This is a genomic window from Alkalidesulfovibrio alkalitolerans DSM 16529 (assembly GCF_000422245.1).
GTDB classification, from domain to species: domain Bacteria; phylum Desulfobacterota; class Desulfovibrionia; order Desulfovibrionales; family Desulfovibrionaceae; genus Alkalidesulfovibrio; species Alkalidesulfovibrio alkalitolerans.
In genome coordinates this window covers 111,743-127,818 of the sequence record NZ_ATHI01000027.1, presented here as the reverse complement: position 1 = coordinate 127,818, position 16,076 = coordinate 111,743, and the positions used below count along the sequence as shown (strand labels likewise).

The window sequence follows — 16,076 nt, the reverse complement described above, 5'->3', positions numbered from 1 at the left end:
GACGCTGCGCGCCGGGGAGGGGGAAGGGAGGGGAAGGGGGGAGGGAGCTAGAGGAAGAGGCGGTAGTCCACGTCGAGAATCCCGGCCAGCCGCTTGGCCATGGCCTTGCCGATGGGCCGGGCGTCGTGCTCCATCTGGGAGAGGTTGGCCTGGCTCACGCCGAGCTTGGCGGCCAGGGCCTTTTGCGTCAGCCCTTCCTTGGCGCGGGCTCCGCGCAGCGCCTCGCCCGGCGAGAAGCCGGACAGCGCCTCGCGCCAGGAGGAGGGCGCCTCCTGGCCGCCAAGGGCGTGCAGGACGCGGCGGGCCTCGTCCGCCCTGGCGGCGGGCACGCGGAACCTGATCTCCACGACGTCAGTAGGGTGCTTTTTCGTGGCTGCCAACATACGTCACCTCGATGATCCTGATCGTGCGGTCGGTCTCTTCCCAGACCGCCACGTAGGTCGGTCTGCCTTTCTTGAGGTGGCAGTGGTGCCGTCCCTCTCCGAGCTTGCCGTAATTCGCCCAGTTGCCGCGCACCGGCCCCTTCAGTTCGATTTCCGCCATGAGGAGCTTCAGCGCGGCGAGCACTGCCGTGGGCAGCCGGCGCGCGCCCTTGCGCGCTTTTTCGGTGATGTTGACCGACCAAGGCATGGACGGAATATATCAATTTTTGAGAAGTTTGCAAGCCGGGAGACGGCTCTCTTCGCGGGCGGCTACAGCAGGCCGCGCGCGGCGAGCATGTCGAGCAGGGCGGGCAGGTCGGGCGCGGTCAGCCAAGCCCCGGCCTCGGCCAGGACATCCTCGCTCACGCGGCCTGTGGCCACGCCCGCGCTGATCAGCCCCACGCCTGCCCCGGCCGCCATGTCCAGGGGGTGGTCGCCGACCATCAGCGTCTCGCCCGGGCGGGCGCGAAGGGCCGCAAGCGCAGCGCCCGCGTGGGCCGGATCGGGCTTTGGCCGCGTCACGTCCTCGCGCGTGAGCACCACGTCTACGTGGTCCGCGATGTCGGGAAAGACGATGCGCACGGCCGGGGCGCAGTTGCGGGTGATGACCGCGAGCCGCAACCCGCTTGTCCTGAGCCTGTCCAGGGAGGGCCGGGCGAAGGGGAAGAGGCGTCCGGCCCGCGCGGCGGCCAACTCCATGTCCATGACCAGGAAGCGGGCGCGTGTGTTGAACTCCACGGCCAGATCGCGGCCTTCCACGGCCTGGATGGCGCAGGTCAGGTGGTCCAGCCATTCGAGCACCGGCATTTCCTGTTCGGGCGGCTCGTCCTCGAGATAGGCCGTGGCCAGCGCGGCCAGACGGCGCTTCATGGCCGTGAAGTCGATGGTCAACTCGGCCAGGGTGCCGTCGAAATCGAGGATCATGGCCGAGAGGCGGTACAAGGGAGTAACGGGCAGCATATCACTCGTGAATGGAGGCATCGGCGGATTTCGTCAAGGGGCTTCAAATTCATGCCGGATGGGGGTATCAAGCGGCATGCACGACATCGCGGTCGCAGGAGCGGGCCCGGCCGGGGCCAGCGCGGCCCGGGCAGCGGCCGGGGCCGGATTGTCCGTCGTGCTTTTGGACAAAGACGTCTTTCCCCGCCACAAGCCCTGCGGCGGCGCTCTCTCCGAGCAGGCCCTCGCGGCTCTGGGCTTTCCCCTGCCCGCGTATATAGCGGAGCGCGAATACCACGGCGGCATCCTGTGCATGGAGTCTTCGCGACTGCAGGTGCAACGGCCCTGGCGCGCCGGAGTGCTGGTCACGCGGCGCGACTTCGACGCCCTGCTCGTGGACATGGCCCGCAGGGCCGGAGCCGTGGTGCGCGAAGGCGAGGAGGTGCTCGGTCTTTCGCGGCAGGCCGACGGCGTGAGCCTGCACACGCGGCGGGCCACGTACCGGGCGCGGCTGGCCTTGGTCTGCGAGGGGGCGAGCGGCAGGCTCAAGCGGGCCGTGCGGCCGCCGGACAGGCCCGAGGACTACAACTACTGCGTCTGTGCCGACGTCCCGGCCGAGGCCGCGCGTAAAGTCTCGGGGCGCGACCTCCCGGACCCCACGCGGCCGGACCACCCGCTGGTGCTGCAATTCGGCATCAGTCAGGTCAGCTACGGCTGGATATTTCCCCGCCGCGAGGACGTCTCCGTGGGCATGGGCGAGTTGGGCGTGAACCGGCGCAAGGCCGTGGCCGATCTGCGGCGTTTTCTGGCCGACTGGGGGCTTTTGGCCCCGCCCGCGCTCATGGGCCACAAGATTCCCATGGGCGGGGTGCCGCGCCCCATACACCGCGACCGCGTGCTCTTGGCCGGGGATGCGGGCGGTTTCGCCGACCCGCTGCTTGGCGAGGGCATCGCCCACGCCATCCGGACCGGGCAGTGGGCCGCGCAGGCCGCGCATCAGGCCCTGGACGCGGGCGATCCGGGTCGCGCCGGGCCGATTTTCGAGCGCCTGACGCGGCCCCTGGACGAGGAGATGCGCCATGCGCTCAGGCTCGTTCGCGCCCTGGAGCGCGCCCCCCGTCGCCTGATAAAGGCCATCATGACCGACGAAAAGGCGCTGGCCCGCTACGTGGACATCCTTTCAGGCCGCGAAACCTATGCGGCCTTCACGGCCTTCCTCAAACGCCGCCTGCCTTGGAATACGCTGCGCACGCTCTGGGTCTGAGAAGAGCTACAGGACCGGCCTGCTAGACGATCTCCGCGCCGGAGAGAACGAGCACGAAACGCTTGAAGACGTCGAGGTCGAAGGCTCCGGCCCGGTCCTCGCGCATGCGCTTGAGCGCCTCGAAGGGCGTGAGCGCTTTTTGGCGCGGCTTGGCCGTGGTCAGGTTGTCGTAGACGTCGCAGACCGAGACGATGCGCACGGCCAGGGGGATGTTCGTCCCGGCCGTACCCGTGGGGTAGCCCTTGCCGTCGTACCGCTCGTGGTGGAAGAGGATGACGTTCACGCTGTCCTGGGTGAGGGGCAGCATGGAGCACATGGACACGCCGTGGATGGGATGCAGCCTGAGCTTGCCCTGCTCTTCCTCGCTTAGTTCGGCCGGGGCCTTTTCGAGGATGGAGCGCGGAATCTTAGCCTTGCCGATGTCGTGCAGGATCGCGCCCAGGCCCGCGCGCACGCACTCCTCGTCCGAGAGGCCGTAGGCGCTCATGAGGGCCACGGCAAAGGCGTAGACGTGCACGGAGTGGGAGAAGATCGAGAAGTCGTGCGAGATGAGCTTGGCCAGATTCTTCAGCGAGTCGTCGCGGGAGAGGAAACGCACGGTCTCCTCCACGAAGCTCAGCACCCGGTCGTGCAGCTTCTTCGAGAGGCCCTCGGGCAGGCGCGTGGAGTATATCTCTTCCAGAATGGCCTCGGCCGCGCCGTAGAAGGTCTGGGCGCGCTCCTCCACGGGGATCGAGGAGTCGTCGAGGATGCGGGCGAGGTTCACTTCCAGGTAGTCGTTGTAGCGGTCCTTCTGCTCGGCGAGCACGAAGACCTTGTCGATACCCAGATTGAAGAGCGCGCGCCGCGTGGTCTCGTCGAAGCTCTCGCTCTCGCGCGTGTAGAGCACGAAGCGTCCGCCCTGGTTCAGGTAGACGCGGAATTCGGGCGTGGTCTCGGGAAAGAGCATGAGCGGCGAGACCGCGAAGAATCTGGTTCCGTCCTCGGATGTGACCTCGCCGCCCACCGCGCCGGGGTGGGCAATTTTGCGTGCAGCGCCGCCGGGCGCGGCTTTCGGGGGTGGTGCGTTTTTCATCGTTCTCCGGCGAGCATCAGCCAGCGGACGCGTGCCAGCCCCTCGATCTCCTCGGTCAGGGCCAGGGCGTCCTCGATGCTTTTCCCCCAGCATATAAGCCCATGGCGGCGCATGAGCAAGGCCTCCTTGTGGCGGGCGGTCTTGCCCACGATCTCGCCCAGGCGCTCGCCGCCGGGCGGCAGGGGCGGGACCGTGGCGTACTTCTCTTTGTAGACCTCGGTTTCGTAGAGCGTGAGGTCGAAGAGCCCTTTGCCCTCGGGCAGCGCCTGATCCAGGGCCAAAAGGTGCGGCGGGTGGGTGTGGACCACGGCCATGGCCTCGGACTGCGCGCGGTAGATGCACAGATGCGCGGGCATCTCCGAGGAAGGCTTGGCCGTTCTCCTCGGTCCGCCGCACGGCGCGCCGCCGGCCAGGTTCACGGCCAGGATGTCGTCCGGTGTCAGGCGGCCCTTGCTCGCGCCCGAGGCCGTGATCAGGACCGTCTCTCCCAGGCGCATGGAGATGTTGCCGTTGCGGCCCGAGAACACGCCGCGCTCCCAGCCCAGGCGGCCCGCGCGGATGATCGCGGCCACGGCCTCGTCCGTTCGGGCCGTGTCCATGGCCCCCTCGAGGGGCGGGCGCGGAGCGTCGCCGCCGATGACCGGCTTGATGTCCAGAACGGGCGTGCCGTCCGCCGCCTCCAGGGCGTCCACCGCTATTTCCAGGCCCGAGACGGCCGTGATGCGGCAGCGGTGCAGCCCGATGGGGCAGGGACGGTCCGGCGAACGGGTGGAGAAGACGCCGGTCAGGGGAAGGTTCCTGTCGCCGCGCGGATGCACGGCCAGGGCGCCGGTATCTGCCTTGTCGAGCCAGGTCAGCACCCAGATCTCCTTTCCCGGCGAAAGCTCGGCCGCTGCCCGGGCAAAGGCGGGATCGAGAACCACCCGTCCCGCGGCCGCGCCCTCGGCCCCCTGCTTTGGGCAGTCGCCGCGCGCGGCATAGGCCGTCCTGGCCGTCCCGATGGGATGAAACACCGCGTCCATCTCAGTCCTCCCGGAAATGGTCGAATCCGCCGCCAAGCGGCGTGCCGTCGAGCGTCAGGCCGGGTTTGTCCGTGACCGCGCCGATGCGGCACAGTCCGGGCAGCCGGGCGGAAAGCTCCGCGACGAGCGGTGTTGGCGCGGCGCCGAGGAGCGCGTAGTCCTCGCCGCCCAGGGCCGCGAAGAGCGAGGGGGGCTGTCCGGCTGCCTGGGCCTTTGCCACGGTCTCGGGGTGCAGGTCGCATCCGGCGATGGCGAGCGCCGCGCCCTGGCCCGGCGCGAGAAAGCGCGGCACGTCCTGGGCCAGCCCGTCGGAGACGTCCATCAGGCCGCGCACCTCGGGCTCGCGCGCGAGAAGCTCGGAAGCCGAAGGGAAAAGCGTGGGGCACAGGTGCCAGGCCGTGGCCGAGGGGAAGTCGGCCATGGCCGCGCGGCCCTTTTCCTCCAGCGCCAGCAGCCCGGCCCGGGCCAGGCCCACGGGGCCGACCACGAAAAGCGCGTCGCCGGGCCTGGTCTTCCCGCGCCGTTTGAATTCACCGCCGGGCCACGGCTCGCCCCACACGGTCAGGGCCAGCCCCACGCCGTCCCCGGCCGAGAGGTCGCCGCCCACGAGCGGCAGGCCGTGCAGGGCCGCGATCTCGCCCATGCCCGCGAAGAGCCGCTCCCACCACTCGGCCTCGATGTCCGTGGGCGCGGTCAGGCACAGCGAGAAGCCAAGCGGCCGCGCGCCCATGCCCAGCACGTCCGAGACGTTCACGGCCAGGGACTTGCGGCCGATGTCCTCGGGCTCGAAATAGGCCCGCCGGAAGTGGCGGTCTTCCAGGAAAAGGTCCGTGGTCAGGCATATCTCGGCCGGGCAGCGCAGCAGCGCGCAGTCGTCGCCCCGGCCCAGGATCACGTGGGGATGGCTTTCCGGGAAGTGCCGGGCGATGAGGTCCAGGAAGTCCTCTTCCGAGCGCAGGCGGCTCATGCGTCCTCCATCTCCAGGTACTGGGCCACGATGACCTTGAGCCCGAAATTCTGGAAGTTGACGCGGTACTTGTCCGGCGCGATGTGCTCGATGATCTTGCCCCGGCCGTATATCTTGTGGGTGCAAAAGCCCATCCGCGCGGCCGCGCCGTTCACGGGCGTCGCGCTTTGGCCTGGCTCGTCGCGGCGTGGGGCCAGGGACGCGTCCAGGCGCGCGGGCCGCTCGCCCGGTCCTGGCACGGCCGAAAGGCGGCCGCCGAAGCCCTCGCGCACTTCCTGGTAGCACTCGCGCGGCAACTCCAGGACGAAGGGCGAGGGCCTGACCGGCTCGTGGCGCTCCAGGTGGCGGATGTAGATGCTCTCGGGCACGAAGAGGACCAGCCGGTCGCGCGCCCTGGTGCAGGCCACGTACATCAGGCGGCGCTCCTCGTCGAGATCCTCGGGTTTTTGCAGCGCCCGGCGCGAGGGGAAGCGGTCCTCCACGAGGTCGATGATCATCACCGCGGGCCACTCCAGGCCCTTGGCCGAGTGGATGGTGGAAAGGACGAGCGCGTCCTCGCGTCCGGCCTGCTCCTCCTCGCCGGGGTTCTCCAGGGAGACGTCGGCCAGGAAGGACTCCAGGTCGCGGTAGGGCGCGGACAGGCCCATGAGTTCGTCCAGCCCCTGCTGGCGGCGGGGGTGGTCGTCGGGGTGAAGCTCCATGAGGATGGGCGTGTAAAAGCCGATGGCCAGGTCCAGGGCGCGCCTGGGTTCGGGCCGCTCGGCGCGCAGCCGCTCGATAAGCGCCAGGATCTCGGCCAGCGCGGGGCGCTTCTTGGCGTGTTTGGCCAGGGTCGCGCCGTCGCCGGTGATGGCCGCCTGGGCCACGGCCAGGGCGGTTTTTGGGCCGATGCCGCGCACAAGCTCCAGGGCCCTGCGCCAGGCCGAGAGGTCGGCCGGGTTCACGGCCAGGCGCAGGAAGGCCAGCACGTCCTTGATGTGCGCGGCCTCGGTGAAGCGAATGCCGCCGAACTTCTGGAAGGGGACGCCGAGCTTGTTCAGTTCCAACTCCAGCGGGTAGGACTGAAATCCCGCCCGGAAGAGCACGGCGATCTCGTGCAGGGCGTGGTCGCGGCGCAGTTCGGAGAGCTTCTCCATCACCGCGCGGGCCTGCGAGGCGTCGGAGATGGTGCGCACGACCTCGGGCAGCGCCCCGTCGGCGCGCTCGGTGAAGAGATGCTTGTCGTACTTCTCGCGCGCGTTCTCCAGAATGCGGTTGGTCAGGTCCAGGATGGGCTGGGTGGAGCGGTAGTTCTGCTCCAGGCGCACGATGGCCGCGCCGGGAAAGGTCTGGCCGAAGGCGAGGATGTTGGCCACGTTGGCCCCGCGAAAGGCGTAGATGCTCTGGGCGTCGTCGCCCACGGCGCAGACGTTTCGCTCCTCCCCGGCCAGGAGCTTGACCAGCCGGGCCTGAACGAGGTTCGTGTCCTGGTATTCGTCCACCATCACGTGCCGCCAGCGGGCCGTGACCTGGGCCAGGACTTGCGGCTCGGCCACGAGCAGCCGCTCAAGCTCGAAGAGCAGGTCGTCGTAGTCCAAAAGGGCGTGGGCCTTCTTCAGGGCCGCGTATTCCCCGGCGATGCGCGAAAGATCCTCGGCATAGGGCAGGAGGTGGATGTATTCGGCGGCCACCACCTGGTCCACGTCGCGCTCCTTGTTGCGCGCCTTGGAGACGATTTCGAGCAGCGTGTCGCGCTTTGGGAATGCCTTGTCGCCCTTGCCCAGGGCCAGGCGCTCGCGGGCCTCCTTGACCAGGCCGGTGGCGTCCGAGCGGTCCATGATCGTGAAGCCGTTTCCATAGCCCGCGAAATTGGCGAAGCGCCGAAGCTGCGAATAGGCGAAGGAATGGAACGTGCCGCCCGAGGCCTGGGACAGGCCCCGGTGCAGAAGGTGGCTCGCGCGGGCGAGCATCTCCTGCGAGGCCTTGCGGGTGAAGGTCAGAAGCAGGATGTTCTCGGGCTGGGTTCCCTGCTCCACGAGGCGGGCTAGGCGGTAGACGATGGTCCGGGTCTTGCCCGAGCCCGCGCCCGCGATGACCAGCAGGGGACCGGACTCGTGGAGTACGGCGGCGGCCTGGGCCGGATTGAGGTCGGTGTCGTAGTTGATGGGCATAGGTGGCGGGCATCATTGATGGGCTAAGCCGTCCTGTCAAGCGTGGCGGCATCTTTCGGTGCCTCCGGATATTCTTGCCCGATCTGGGGTTTTATCTCGCCTTGACGCCATGTCATGGCTGGTCCATAGATATTTGGATTATAAAGAAAGGGAAGGTGGAGGAGAATGGACGGACCAGGCGACGGGAATCGCGCGGCGCTCGACGCTCCGGGACTTCGCGTTCCAGACGATGCAGCGTCGAGACTGCTTGATGCCGCGCCCTTCGGCGTGCTCTGCTACCGCCTTGCAGGCGACGACCTGTTGCTTGCGGGCGGCAACCCGGCTGCCGAGCGCATCCTGGGCCTGAGCCTGTCCAATCGCCTGGGCGAGCGCATCGAGAGCATCTTTCCCGGCCTGGCCGCGACCGATGTGCCTGCGCGCTTCCGGACCGTGGCCAGGGGCGGCGAGTCCCTGCGCTTCGAGCGCATCAGCTATGCTGACGGACGCGTCTCGGGAGCCTACGACTATTCCGCGTATCGTTTCGCGCCGGACATGGTGGCCGTGTCCTTCGAGGACATCACCCAGCGCAAGCGCGACGAGGCCGCCCTGCGCGAGAGCCGCGAACTGTATTCGAGGCTCTTCAAGGAGAGCCACATGGCGGCGGTGCTCGTCAACCCCGGCAACGGGCGGATCATGGACGTCAACGAGGCCGCGACCGCGTTCTACGGTTATCCGTACGAGATCCTGCGGCGCATGAACGTGGCGGACCTGTGCACCGAGCCGCCCGACTCGGTCGAAAGGAGCCTGCGCGAGGCCGCGCAGAAGGAGCAAAGCCGCCTGGAGGTCCACCATCGCCTCGCCTCGGGCGAAACGCGCGCGGTGGAGATATTTTCCGGCCCCATCACCCTGGGTGGAGAGCCCTGGCTGCTCTCCTTCGTTCACGACATCAGCGAGCGACGGCGGATGGAGGACGAACTCGCGCGACTGCTCATGGAGAAGGAGTTGTTGCTGCGCGAGATGCACCACCGGGTGGCCAACAACCTGCAATTGCTTTCGAGCCTTGTCCGGCTGCAATCCTTTTCGACCAACGAGCCGACCGCGCAAAAAGCCCTTCAGGTCGTGGACAGCCGCCTGAGCACCATCGCCGCCTCGCACGGAGCGTTGCGCGGTCGAGGAGGCGAGACCACCGCGCCCCTCGACGAGTACGCGGCGACGGTCGTGAGGCCCTTGGCGCTCCTTGGCGAGCAGAAGGGGGTCTCGATCATCCTCGAAGCCCCGGACACGCGCGTGGGGGCCGAATTGGCCACGCCGCTTGGGCTGATCATGAACGAACTGGTGACCAACTCCCTCAAGCATGCCTTTGGGGACGAGGGCGGCGAGATTCGGGTGAGGTTGACCTGCGACCACGAGACGCTTCGCCTGGAGGTCTCGGACAACGGCCGGGGCCTTGGCGAAGGCGCGGGCAACGGCACGGGCATGGACATCGTGCAGGCCCTGGCGCGCCAGATCGGAGGCTCTGTGGAGACGCAAAGCGGCCCAGAGGGCGTGAGCGTGCGCATGTCCTGCCCGCTGCCCAAGAACGTCGATTGCGCAACGCCTGAAGCTGGGTAGTCTTTCCCGTCAGGGCGGCGGGCGTCAGGCCGTGACGAGGCCGCTCGTCAGGCCGTCGCGCCCCTCGAAATGCCTCGTGATTTCCCGGCCAGCGTCGCGCATGCGCTCCGGCCGCGAGCCTCGTGTGTCGAACCACAGCGCGCCCTGGGCCGCGTGGCAGCCGCTGCGTCCGAAACGGCCGAATATCTCGCCGCGATCCCATTTGGCGGTCAGGGAGAAACCCGGCCTGGCTTGGCAGACCAGATCCGGCACCTGGGCCGCGAATCCGTTTTCGATCGCTCCGGGGTAAAGCTCCTCGCCCGTGAATATCCGCTCCATCACTGGCTCGCCCTTAAAGCGCAGGGCCATGAGCCCCTCGGCGACGTCACGGGCCACGGCCCGCCTCTCGGCCGGGGGCACGCTCCCGCGTGCGAAACGGTCCCTGACATGGACGAAGACGCGGCCGGGGTCCAGGGCCAGGGCGCGCGAGCCAGGCGCGATTACGGCCGCGTCCAGTTCGTGGCGCGGCCTGCCCGCGAGGCGCAAAAATCCGTGGCGTACAAGCCAGGCGTTCACGTCCACCTCGGTGATAAGCGGTGCGAAGCCGTGGTCCGCCACGACCATCAGCCGTCTGGGCTCAGGCAGCGTGGCGAAGCGCTCCAGGAATTCCCCCACCAACGCATCGAAGGCCGAAAGCCAGGCCATGCAGGCCCCGTGCAGGGGATGGGTCTGGTCGAGCACGGCGTGCAGCAGGAAATGGAAGAGCCGGTCCGTCTCCGTAAGCACCAGGGCGAAGCAGTCGAAGGCCAGGTCCGGCCACAGAAGGTCCAGGGCCAGGCGGCGGCTTGCGATCATGGCGTGCAACTCGCGCAGCAAAAGGTCCGGATCGTCCTTGCCGCGCGCGGTGTCGGCCTCCAGGCGGTAGCCCTTGCCGCCCAGGATGCGGGCCAGGACCGGCGGATGGCAGGCGCGGGAAAGCTCGGGGGCCACGAACCCGGCCACGAGCATGCCGGGAAAGGGCCGGGCCGGGTAGGCATTCGGCCAGTTCACGACCTTGCAGGTCAGGCCCCGCGCTCCCAGTCTCTCCCAGAAGCGTGGGGCGCGGATATCGTCCGCGTCGCCCACGCGCACGGCATAGTCGTCGGAGCCGATGCCCGTGAAGCCGAACACGCCGTGCTCCTCCGGGCCAAGCCCCGTGGCCAGGGAGGTCCAGTTCACGGGCGAAAGCTCGGGCAGTTCGCTGCGCACGGCATGGGCGCGAGGGTCGTCGACGATGCCTGCGAGCGCGGGAAGGTTCGTCAGGCCGCACAGGGTGCGGGTCATATCCAGGGAGAGGCCGTCCAGGCCCAGAATGGCCAGACGGGAGCGATCAGGGATCATGCGCGGTCCAGGGGTCTCGCGGCCGGAGACGTCAATAGGCGATGCCCAGCCGCCTGAGCAGGCGCATGGCCTGCTCTGTCAGGATGTAGCCTTTGGCATGACGCACTGCGCGGCCCTTGAGCTTGATGTAGAGGATGTAGCCGAGTTCGTAGAGCAGTTTGATGTCCCGCTTGTCGTAGTCCTCGATCTCCTGCTTGGGCGTGATACCGTTGAATTTCTTGATGCGCGAGAAGTGGTAGAGGTCGGCCAGGATATCGATCTGCTCGCGGGTCAGGCAGCCGTCCTCGTCTTCGGTCGGCAATTCCTGCGGCTCGGGCTCCGAGCTGTCCAACTCGACCCCCATCGTTTTCAAATCGCGGCGCGCATTGTCCGTAAGGCGAAAGCCGGTCATCTTGGAGCCGCAGCGGGCTATGACAGTGCCTTCCTCGATGAGGTTGCTCTCTTCGAGGAATCCAAGCACGTCCTGATCGTAGAGTAAGGCGTGTTTTTCCGGCAGCATGCCGTGATAGCGCCGGATGCTCGAGAATTTGTGGATGTCCTTCAGGGCTTGCAGGTGCTTCTGGGCCAAGAGGGCTGGGGCGGCGACGAGGGCTTCCATATGTACTTCTCCGTCACGGGATGCCAATCCTATCGCCATCCCTGGGGGATGCGTCAAGTCCGGGCAGCGTGTTGCCAGGGTCGCCGCGTGGGCTTTCGCTGGGCAAGGGCGGGCAAAGCGGTGGCGCGCAAGACGGAATTGAGGCCAGGGAATATCTCTTATACACGTTGATCTATATGTCGTAAGCGTCTATAGAGTGGTTTCCGTCACCCGAAAACAGGAAGCGCCATGGACGACGTCATGTCCTGCCCCGTGTCGGGGCAGAGCTTGCGGATTCTCTCCGGGGGCCAGACCGGCGTGGACAGGGCAGCGCTGGACGTGGCCAGGGCGCTTGGCCTGCCGCACGGCGGCTGGTGCCCGCGCGGCCGCCTGGCCGAGGACGGCGTGATTCCCGCCTGCTACGATCTGCGCGAGACGCTTTCCGGCGGTTACGGCGCGCGCACCGAGCGCAACATCGCCGAGGCCGACGCCACCCTGATCCTGACGGTGGGCGAATTGACGCGCGGCACCGCGTTGACGCGGCGGCTGGCAAAAAGGCTCGCCCGGCCGCATCTGGTGGTCGATCTCGCCCGGCCGCCCCTGCCCGAGGTGGTCCGGGCCTGGCTGCTCGGGATCGGGGCGCGCTCGCTCAACGTGGCCGGGTCGAGCGAGTCCAAGCGGCCGGGCATACACGCCCTGGCGCGCGCATTTCTGCATGCGGTGCTTCTGGGACGGCCTGCTAACGGCGGAACTGCTCGGCCGTGATCTCCAGGCGGGCCATGATCTTCTGCAGGGCCACCCGCGAAAGCCCGCTTTGACGGGCCGCCTCGGAGACGTTGCCCTGCGTGGCCGCAAGCAACTCCCGCAGATAAGCGTCCGTGAACTGGTTGACCACCTGGGCCTTGGCGTTCTTGTAGGGGCCTATTCCCGCGCGCGTGGCCCCCTGGCCCTGCGCGGAGGAGTGTCCGGCGGGCTCTGCCAGGCGCACGGCTGTCATGTCCACGCTCTCTCCCGTGCAGAACACGGCCAGCCTGCGCATCATGTTTTGCAACTCGCGCACGTTGCCCGGCCACTCGCGGCGCACGAGCCAGGCCAGCACCTCGGGCGAGGCCGTCTTTTCGGGCACGCGCATCTCCGCGCAGGCGGTCTTCAGGAAGTACTGGGCCAGCAGCGGCACGTCGTCGAGCCGCTCGCGCAGCGGCGGAACGGTCACGGAGAGCACGTTCAGGCGGTAGTAGAGATCCTCGCGGAAATCGCGGGTGGCGATCTTGGCCTCCAGGTCCTGGTTGGTGGAAGCCACAACCCTGGCCTCCACGCGCGAGGTTTTGTTCGAGCCGACGGGCCTGACTTCGTGCTCCTGCAAGACGCGCAAGAGCTTGGTCTGCACGGACTGGGAGATGTCGCCGATTTCGTCGAGGTGGATGGTGCCCAGCCCGGCCTCCACGAACAGGCCCCGGCGGTGCTTGTCCGCGCCGGTGAAGGCCCCCTTCTCGTGGCCGAAGAGTTCGCTCTCCAGAAGCGTTTCGGGGATGGCCGGGCAGTTCACGGCCAGGAAGGGCTTGCCTGCCCGCGACGAGTGGGCGTGGATCAGCCGGGCCACGAGTTCCTTGCCCGAGCCGGACTCGCCGCGCACCAGCACGGGGTAGTCGCTCTGGGCGATGGCCGCCACGGCCGAGCGCAGGCGCAGCATGGCCGGGCTCTCGCCGATGAGCACTGGCGCGCCGCCCGAGAGCAGTTCACGCAGCCGGGCGTTCTCGCGCGCCAGGCGGCTGCGTTCCAGGCCGCGTCGGACCACGCCGAAGAGATCGCCTGGCTCCACGGGTTTGGTCAAAAAGTCGTAGGCCCCGAGTTTGACCGCCTCCACGGCGGTCTCGATGGCTCCGTGCGCCGTGAGGACCACGGCGCTCAGGCCTGGGTCGATCTCCAGGGCATGACCGAGCAGGGCCAGACCGTCCATGCCGGGCATGCGCAGGTCGGTGATTATGAGGTCCGCGCCGCGACCGGCCAGGATGGCCAGGGCGTCCTCGCCCCGGTGTGCGGTCACGCATTCGGTATCGGGGAACTCCGAGGCGATGAGTCGCGTCAGCCCGCGGGCGAAATCCGGCTCGTCGTCCACGACCAGGATGCGGCCAGTGGCCTGGGAGGATTCGGAAAGTGCGGCCGTGTTCAGCATGTCGCGTGGTCCTCGTTTCGTTCGGCGCGGGGAGTGGGCGTCACGGGGAAGCGCACCACGAAGCGCGCTCCGCCCTCGGGGCGGTTGGCGACCTCGACGCGGCCTCCCATGTCCTGCAAAAAGCCGTAGATCACCGTGAGGCCGAGACCGGTGCCCTTGCCCGCCTCCTTGGTGGTGAAGAAGGGTTCGAAGATGTGCGGCAGGTGGTCTTCGGGGATGCCCGTGCCGTTGTCCTCCACGGTCAGCACCACGTCGTCGCCGTCCGGGTCGTAATCCGTGCGAGCGGTGATCAGGCCATATTGGGGCGGCAAGGCGTCCAGGGCGTTGAGCATGAGGTTGGTGACCACGTGCTCCACCATCTGGGGGTCGATGCGCACCGTAGGCACGTCGTCGGCGGCGCTGGCCATGATGCTCGCGCCGCGCTTTTCGGCCTGCACGGAAAAGACCCGGGCCACGGCGTCCATGGTCGCGCCGATGTCGGTATTCTTGTCCGTGGCGATCTTGGGCCGGGCGAAGTTGAGGAGGTTTTTCAGGACCTCGCGGGCTTGGCGCGTGTGGCGGCTGATGACCTCCAGGTCCTCCTTCTGGCCGTCATCGGCGCTCTTCTTGAGCAGTTCGGAGTAGCAGAGGATGACGCCCAGGGGGTTGTTGATCTCATGGGCCAGACCAGCGGCCAGTTTGCCCACGGTGGCCATCTTCTCGGACTGCGTGACTTGGTCGAGCATCTGCCGTTCGGCCGTGACCTCGCGCACGTGCACGACCACGCGATTGCCGCCGCCGCCCGCCACGGGGTGCAGGCCGAGCACGAAGACCCGGCCGCCTGAAAGACGCACCTCGCGCGCCTCGAAGACGCCCTTGGCGGCGGTCAGCCGGATGTCGCACGAGCCGTCGCCGCCCTGGTTGGCGCACAGCAGCGGGATGACGTTGCCGTCGTCGCGCAGCCCCTCGGAGAGCTCGCGGGTCAGCTTTCTGGCCGCCTCGTTGGTGACGATGGCCGAGCCCTGGTCGTCCATGAGCAGCAGCGGGTCGGAGATGCCCTCGAAGATGGACTGCAGTTTCTCGGAGTGGCGCACGATGTTGTCCAGCGCTCCCAGGTATTCGGCGGCGATGCCCAGGAGGCGGCCCAGGGCGCGCAAGAGTTCGTGCTCGTCGTCGCGGAAGACTTCGCCGGGCGCCCGGGTCAGGAAGAGCAGGCCCTCGGTGTTGCCTTCGGTGGATTCCACGGGGATCACGGCCTCGCTTCCGGTGACCAGCAGGCGCGATTCGGTGAGCAGATTGATCCAGTTGTCGGGCATTTCGGGCCGTGGTGCGCCCTGGGGCCAGACGTGGAAGTTTTGTGAGGAGTAGGTGCAAACGTAGGCCGAGCGGGCCAGGCCGAAGCGTCCCGCGATGAGCGGCAGGGCCCGTCGCCAGAGCTGCTGCCGGGTCTGGCTGCGGTGCAGGCTGCGCAACAGCTTGACGAAAAGGTCCACGTCCGCCTTGCGTTCGCCTGTCTCGCGGGCCAGCTCGGCGGTGCGCGCGCGCACCTTGTCTTCAAGGGTCGCGGCGTACTCTTCGAGCTTGTGCCGTGATTCCGAGATGTGCTGGCCAAGCATCTCCACGCCGTCGATCATTTCGCCCAACTCGTCGCGTGACTGCACGTCGCGCAGAAGTTCGTGCCCCTTGTCGTCGCGCACCTGACCGCGCAGCATGCGGGTCAGCACGCGCACGTTGTTGACCACCACGCGCTTGAAGATCAGGTGGGTGGCCAGGAAGAAGAGGATCGCGGTGAGCGAGAAGATGATCAGGTAGGTCATGACCTTTTGCTGCACCATTCCGGTCTGGGCCGAGATGGGCAGCCCCACGAAGTCCAGGCCACCCACGCTGCCCTCTTCGCGGCCGAAGCCGCGAAATCCGTATTTGGCGATGAGTTCGGGCGGCGCGGTCTCGGGGTCGCCGTGGCAATACATGCAACTCGATTCGAAGCGCACCGGCCGGGCCATGACGAAGTGGTCCGTGCCGCCGATCATAAGGCGTCCCTGCCAGACCTGGATGCTCGGATGCTCGGTGAAGAACTGCATGAGCTCGCGTTCCTTCTCCCTGGCCTCGAAATCCGGGTTTCGGGCGTCCACGGCCACGCGGCGATAGAGCAGGTGCCCTGCGGACTCGGGCGTGCCTTCCATGATGGAGCGCGAGATGAAGGACGAGGACATGGCCTCGATGACGAACTTGTCGGGCATCTCCTGATACATGCGCGGACGAAGGGTCTTGCGCACGTAGTTTTGCACCGACTCCACCTGGAAGAAGATGAGTTCGGCCTTTTCGCGCACCTCTTTTTCCAAGACGCTCTGCATCTGGAAATAGAAGCCAGCGGCGAAGAGCGCGCCGATGACGATGGCGGCCACCGTGAGACCGGCCAGGAACTGGCTTTGAAGAGTATATGGACGGGGTATTCGCATCGTTTCCGTGTCGCCGGGCCGCGTTCGTCCGGCCCCCTGCTGGCATATCTCACTGGGAGGGCAAAGTAAAAAACTTTACGCTCCCGCGATTTCGCCGCTC

General features: G+C 67.7%; 14 protein-coding genes. 3 read left to right on the top strand and 11 right to left on the bottom strand.

Going from position 1 to position 16,076, the window contains the following annotated elements:
• Positions 1 to 47: 47 nt before the first annotated feature.
• The 3 genes from DSAT_RS10180 to DSAT_RS10170 all read right to left on the bottom strand — a co-directional run bounded on the left by DSAT_RS10180 (position 48) and on the right by DSAT_RS10170 (position 1,382).
• Positions 48 to 329, bottom strand: coding sequence for a helix-turn-helix domain-containing protein (locus DSAT_RS10180; protein ID WP_235695939.1), 282 nt, complete (start codon positions 327 to 329; stop codon positions 48 to 50).
• A gap of 22 nt (positions 330 to 351) precedes the next feature.
• Positions 352 to 630 (bottom strand): hypothetical protein, encoded by a 279-nt coding sequence (locus tag DSAT_RS10175; RefSeq protein ID WP_020887428.1) that lies wholly within the window; start codon positions 628 to 630, stop codon positions 352 to 354.
• A gap of 62 nt (positions 631 to 692) precedes the next feature.
• Positions 693 to 1,382: an HAD family hydrolase gene (locus DSAT_RS10170; RefSeq protein ID WP_020887427.1), complete on the bottom strand. Its 690-nt coding sequence runs from the start codon at positions 1,380 to 1,382 to the stop codon at positions 693 to 695.
• A gap of 76 nt (positions 1,383 to 1,458) precedes the next feature.
• Between DSAT_RS10170 and DSAT_RS10165 the strand changes: the two genes are divergently transcribed.
• Complete coding sequence (locus tag DSAT_RS10165; RefSeq protein WP_020887426.1) at positions 1,459 to 2,625, top strand: geranylgeranyl reductase family protein; 1,167 nt, start codon at positions 1,459 to 1,461, stop codon at positions 2,623 to 2,625.
• A 22-nt stretch (positions 2,626 to 2,647) separates the two neighbouring features.
• Here DSAT_RS10165 and DSAT_RS10160 read toward each other — a convergent pair whose 3' ends face one another.
• Genes DSAT_RS10160 through DSAT_RS10145 form a run of 4 tightly spaced genes read right to left on the bottom strand, consistent with a single transcriptional unit; the run spans position 2,648 to position 7,839 of the window.
• The gene (locus tag DSAT_RS10160) at positions 2,648 to 3,700 is read right to left on the bottom strand and encodes an HD-GYP domain-containing protein (RefSeq protein ID WP_020887425.1); all 1,053 of its coding nucleotides are present in this window, start codon (positions 3,698 to 3,700) and stop codon (positions 2,648 to 2,650) included.
• Positions 3,697 to 4,722, bottom strand: coding sequence for a tRNA (N6-threonylcarbamoyladenosine(37)-N6)-methyltransferase TrmO (gene tsaA / locus DSAT_RS10155; protein WP_020887424.1), 1,026 nt, complete (start codon positions 4,720 to 4,722; stop codon positions 3,697 to 3,699). The genes DSAT_RS10160 and tsaA overlap by 4 nt, the downstream gene beginning before the upstream one ends.
• Before the next feature lies 1 nt (position 4,723).
• Entirely contained in the window at positions 4,724 to 5,689 is a 966-nt protein-coding gene (thiL, locus tag DSAT_RS10150) for a thiamine-phosphate kinase (protein ID WP_020887423.1), read from the bottom strand.
• Entirely contained in the window at positions 5,686 to 7,839 is a 2,154-nt protein-coding gene (locus DSAT_RS10145) for an ATP-dependent helicase (protein WP_020887422.1), read from the bottom strand. The genes thiL and DSAT_RS10145 overlap by 4 nt, the downstream gene beginning before the upstream one ends.
• 165 nt (positions 7,840 to 8,004) lie before the next feature.
• On the opposite strand from DSAT_RS10145, the gene DSAT_RS14935 reads away from it, so the two are divergent.
• Positions 8,005 to 9,429, top strand: a complete 1,425-nt coding sequence (locus DSAT_RS14935) for a sensor histidine kinase (RefSeq protein WP_020887421.1) — start codon at positions 8,005 to 8,007, stop codon at positions 9,427 to 9,429.
• A 24-nt stretch (positions 9,430 to 9,453) separates the two neighbouring features.
• On the opposite strand, the gene DSAT_RS10135 is transcribed toward DSAT_RS14935, so the two are convergent.
• Together DSAT_RS10135 and DSAT_RS10130 are read right to left on the bottom strand one after the other, a co-directional pair.
• Positions 9,454 to 10,788 (bottom strand): alkaline phosphatase family protein, encoded by a 1,335-nt coding sequence (locus DSAT_RS10135; protein ID WP_020887420.1) that lies wholly within the window; start codon positions 10,786 to 10,788, stop codon positions 9,454 to 9,456.
• Positions 10,789 to 10,819: 31 nt separating this feature from the next.
• Entirely contained in the window at positions 10,820 to 11,386 is a 567-nt protein-coding gene (locus tag DSAT_RS10130; protein ID WP_020887419.1) for a hypothetical protein, read from the bottom strand.
• Positions 11,387 to 11,614: 228 nt separating this feature from the next.
• On the opposite strand from DSAT_RS10130, the gene DSAT_RS10125 reads away from it, so the two are divergent.
• Complete coding sequence (locus DSAT_RS10125; RefSeq protein WP_020887418.1) at positions 11,615 to 12,130, top strand: putative molybdenum carrier protein; 516 nt, start codon at positions 11,615 to 11,617, stop codon at positions 12,128 to 12,130.
• On the opposite strand, the gene DSAT_RS10120 is transcribed toward DSAT_RS10125, so the two are convergent.
• A complete protein-coding gene (locus tag DSAT_RS10120; RefSeq protein WP_020887417.1) occupies positions 12,105 to 13,538 on the bottom strand; it encodes a sigma-54-dependent transcriptional regulator in 1,434 nt (477 codons plus the stop codon). The genes DSAT_RS10125 and DSAT_RS10120 overlap by 26 nt on opposite strands.
• Complete coding sequence (locus DSAT_RS10115) at positions 13,532 to 15,976, bottom strand: c-type heme family protein (RefSeq protein WP_020887416.1); 2,445 nt, start codon at positions 15,974 to 15,976, stop codon at positions 13,532 to 13,534. The genes DSAT_RS10120 and DSAT_RS10115 overlap by 7 nt, the downstream gene beginning before the upstream one ends.
• Between the last annotated feature and the right edge of the window lie 100 nt (positions 15,977 to 16,076).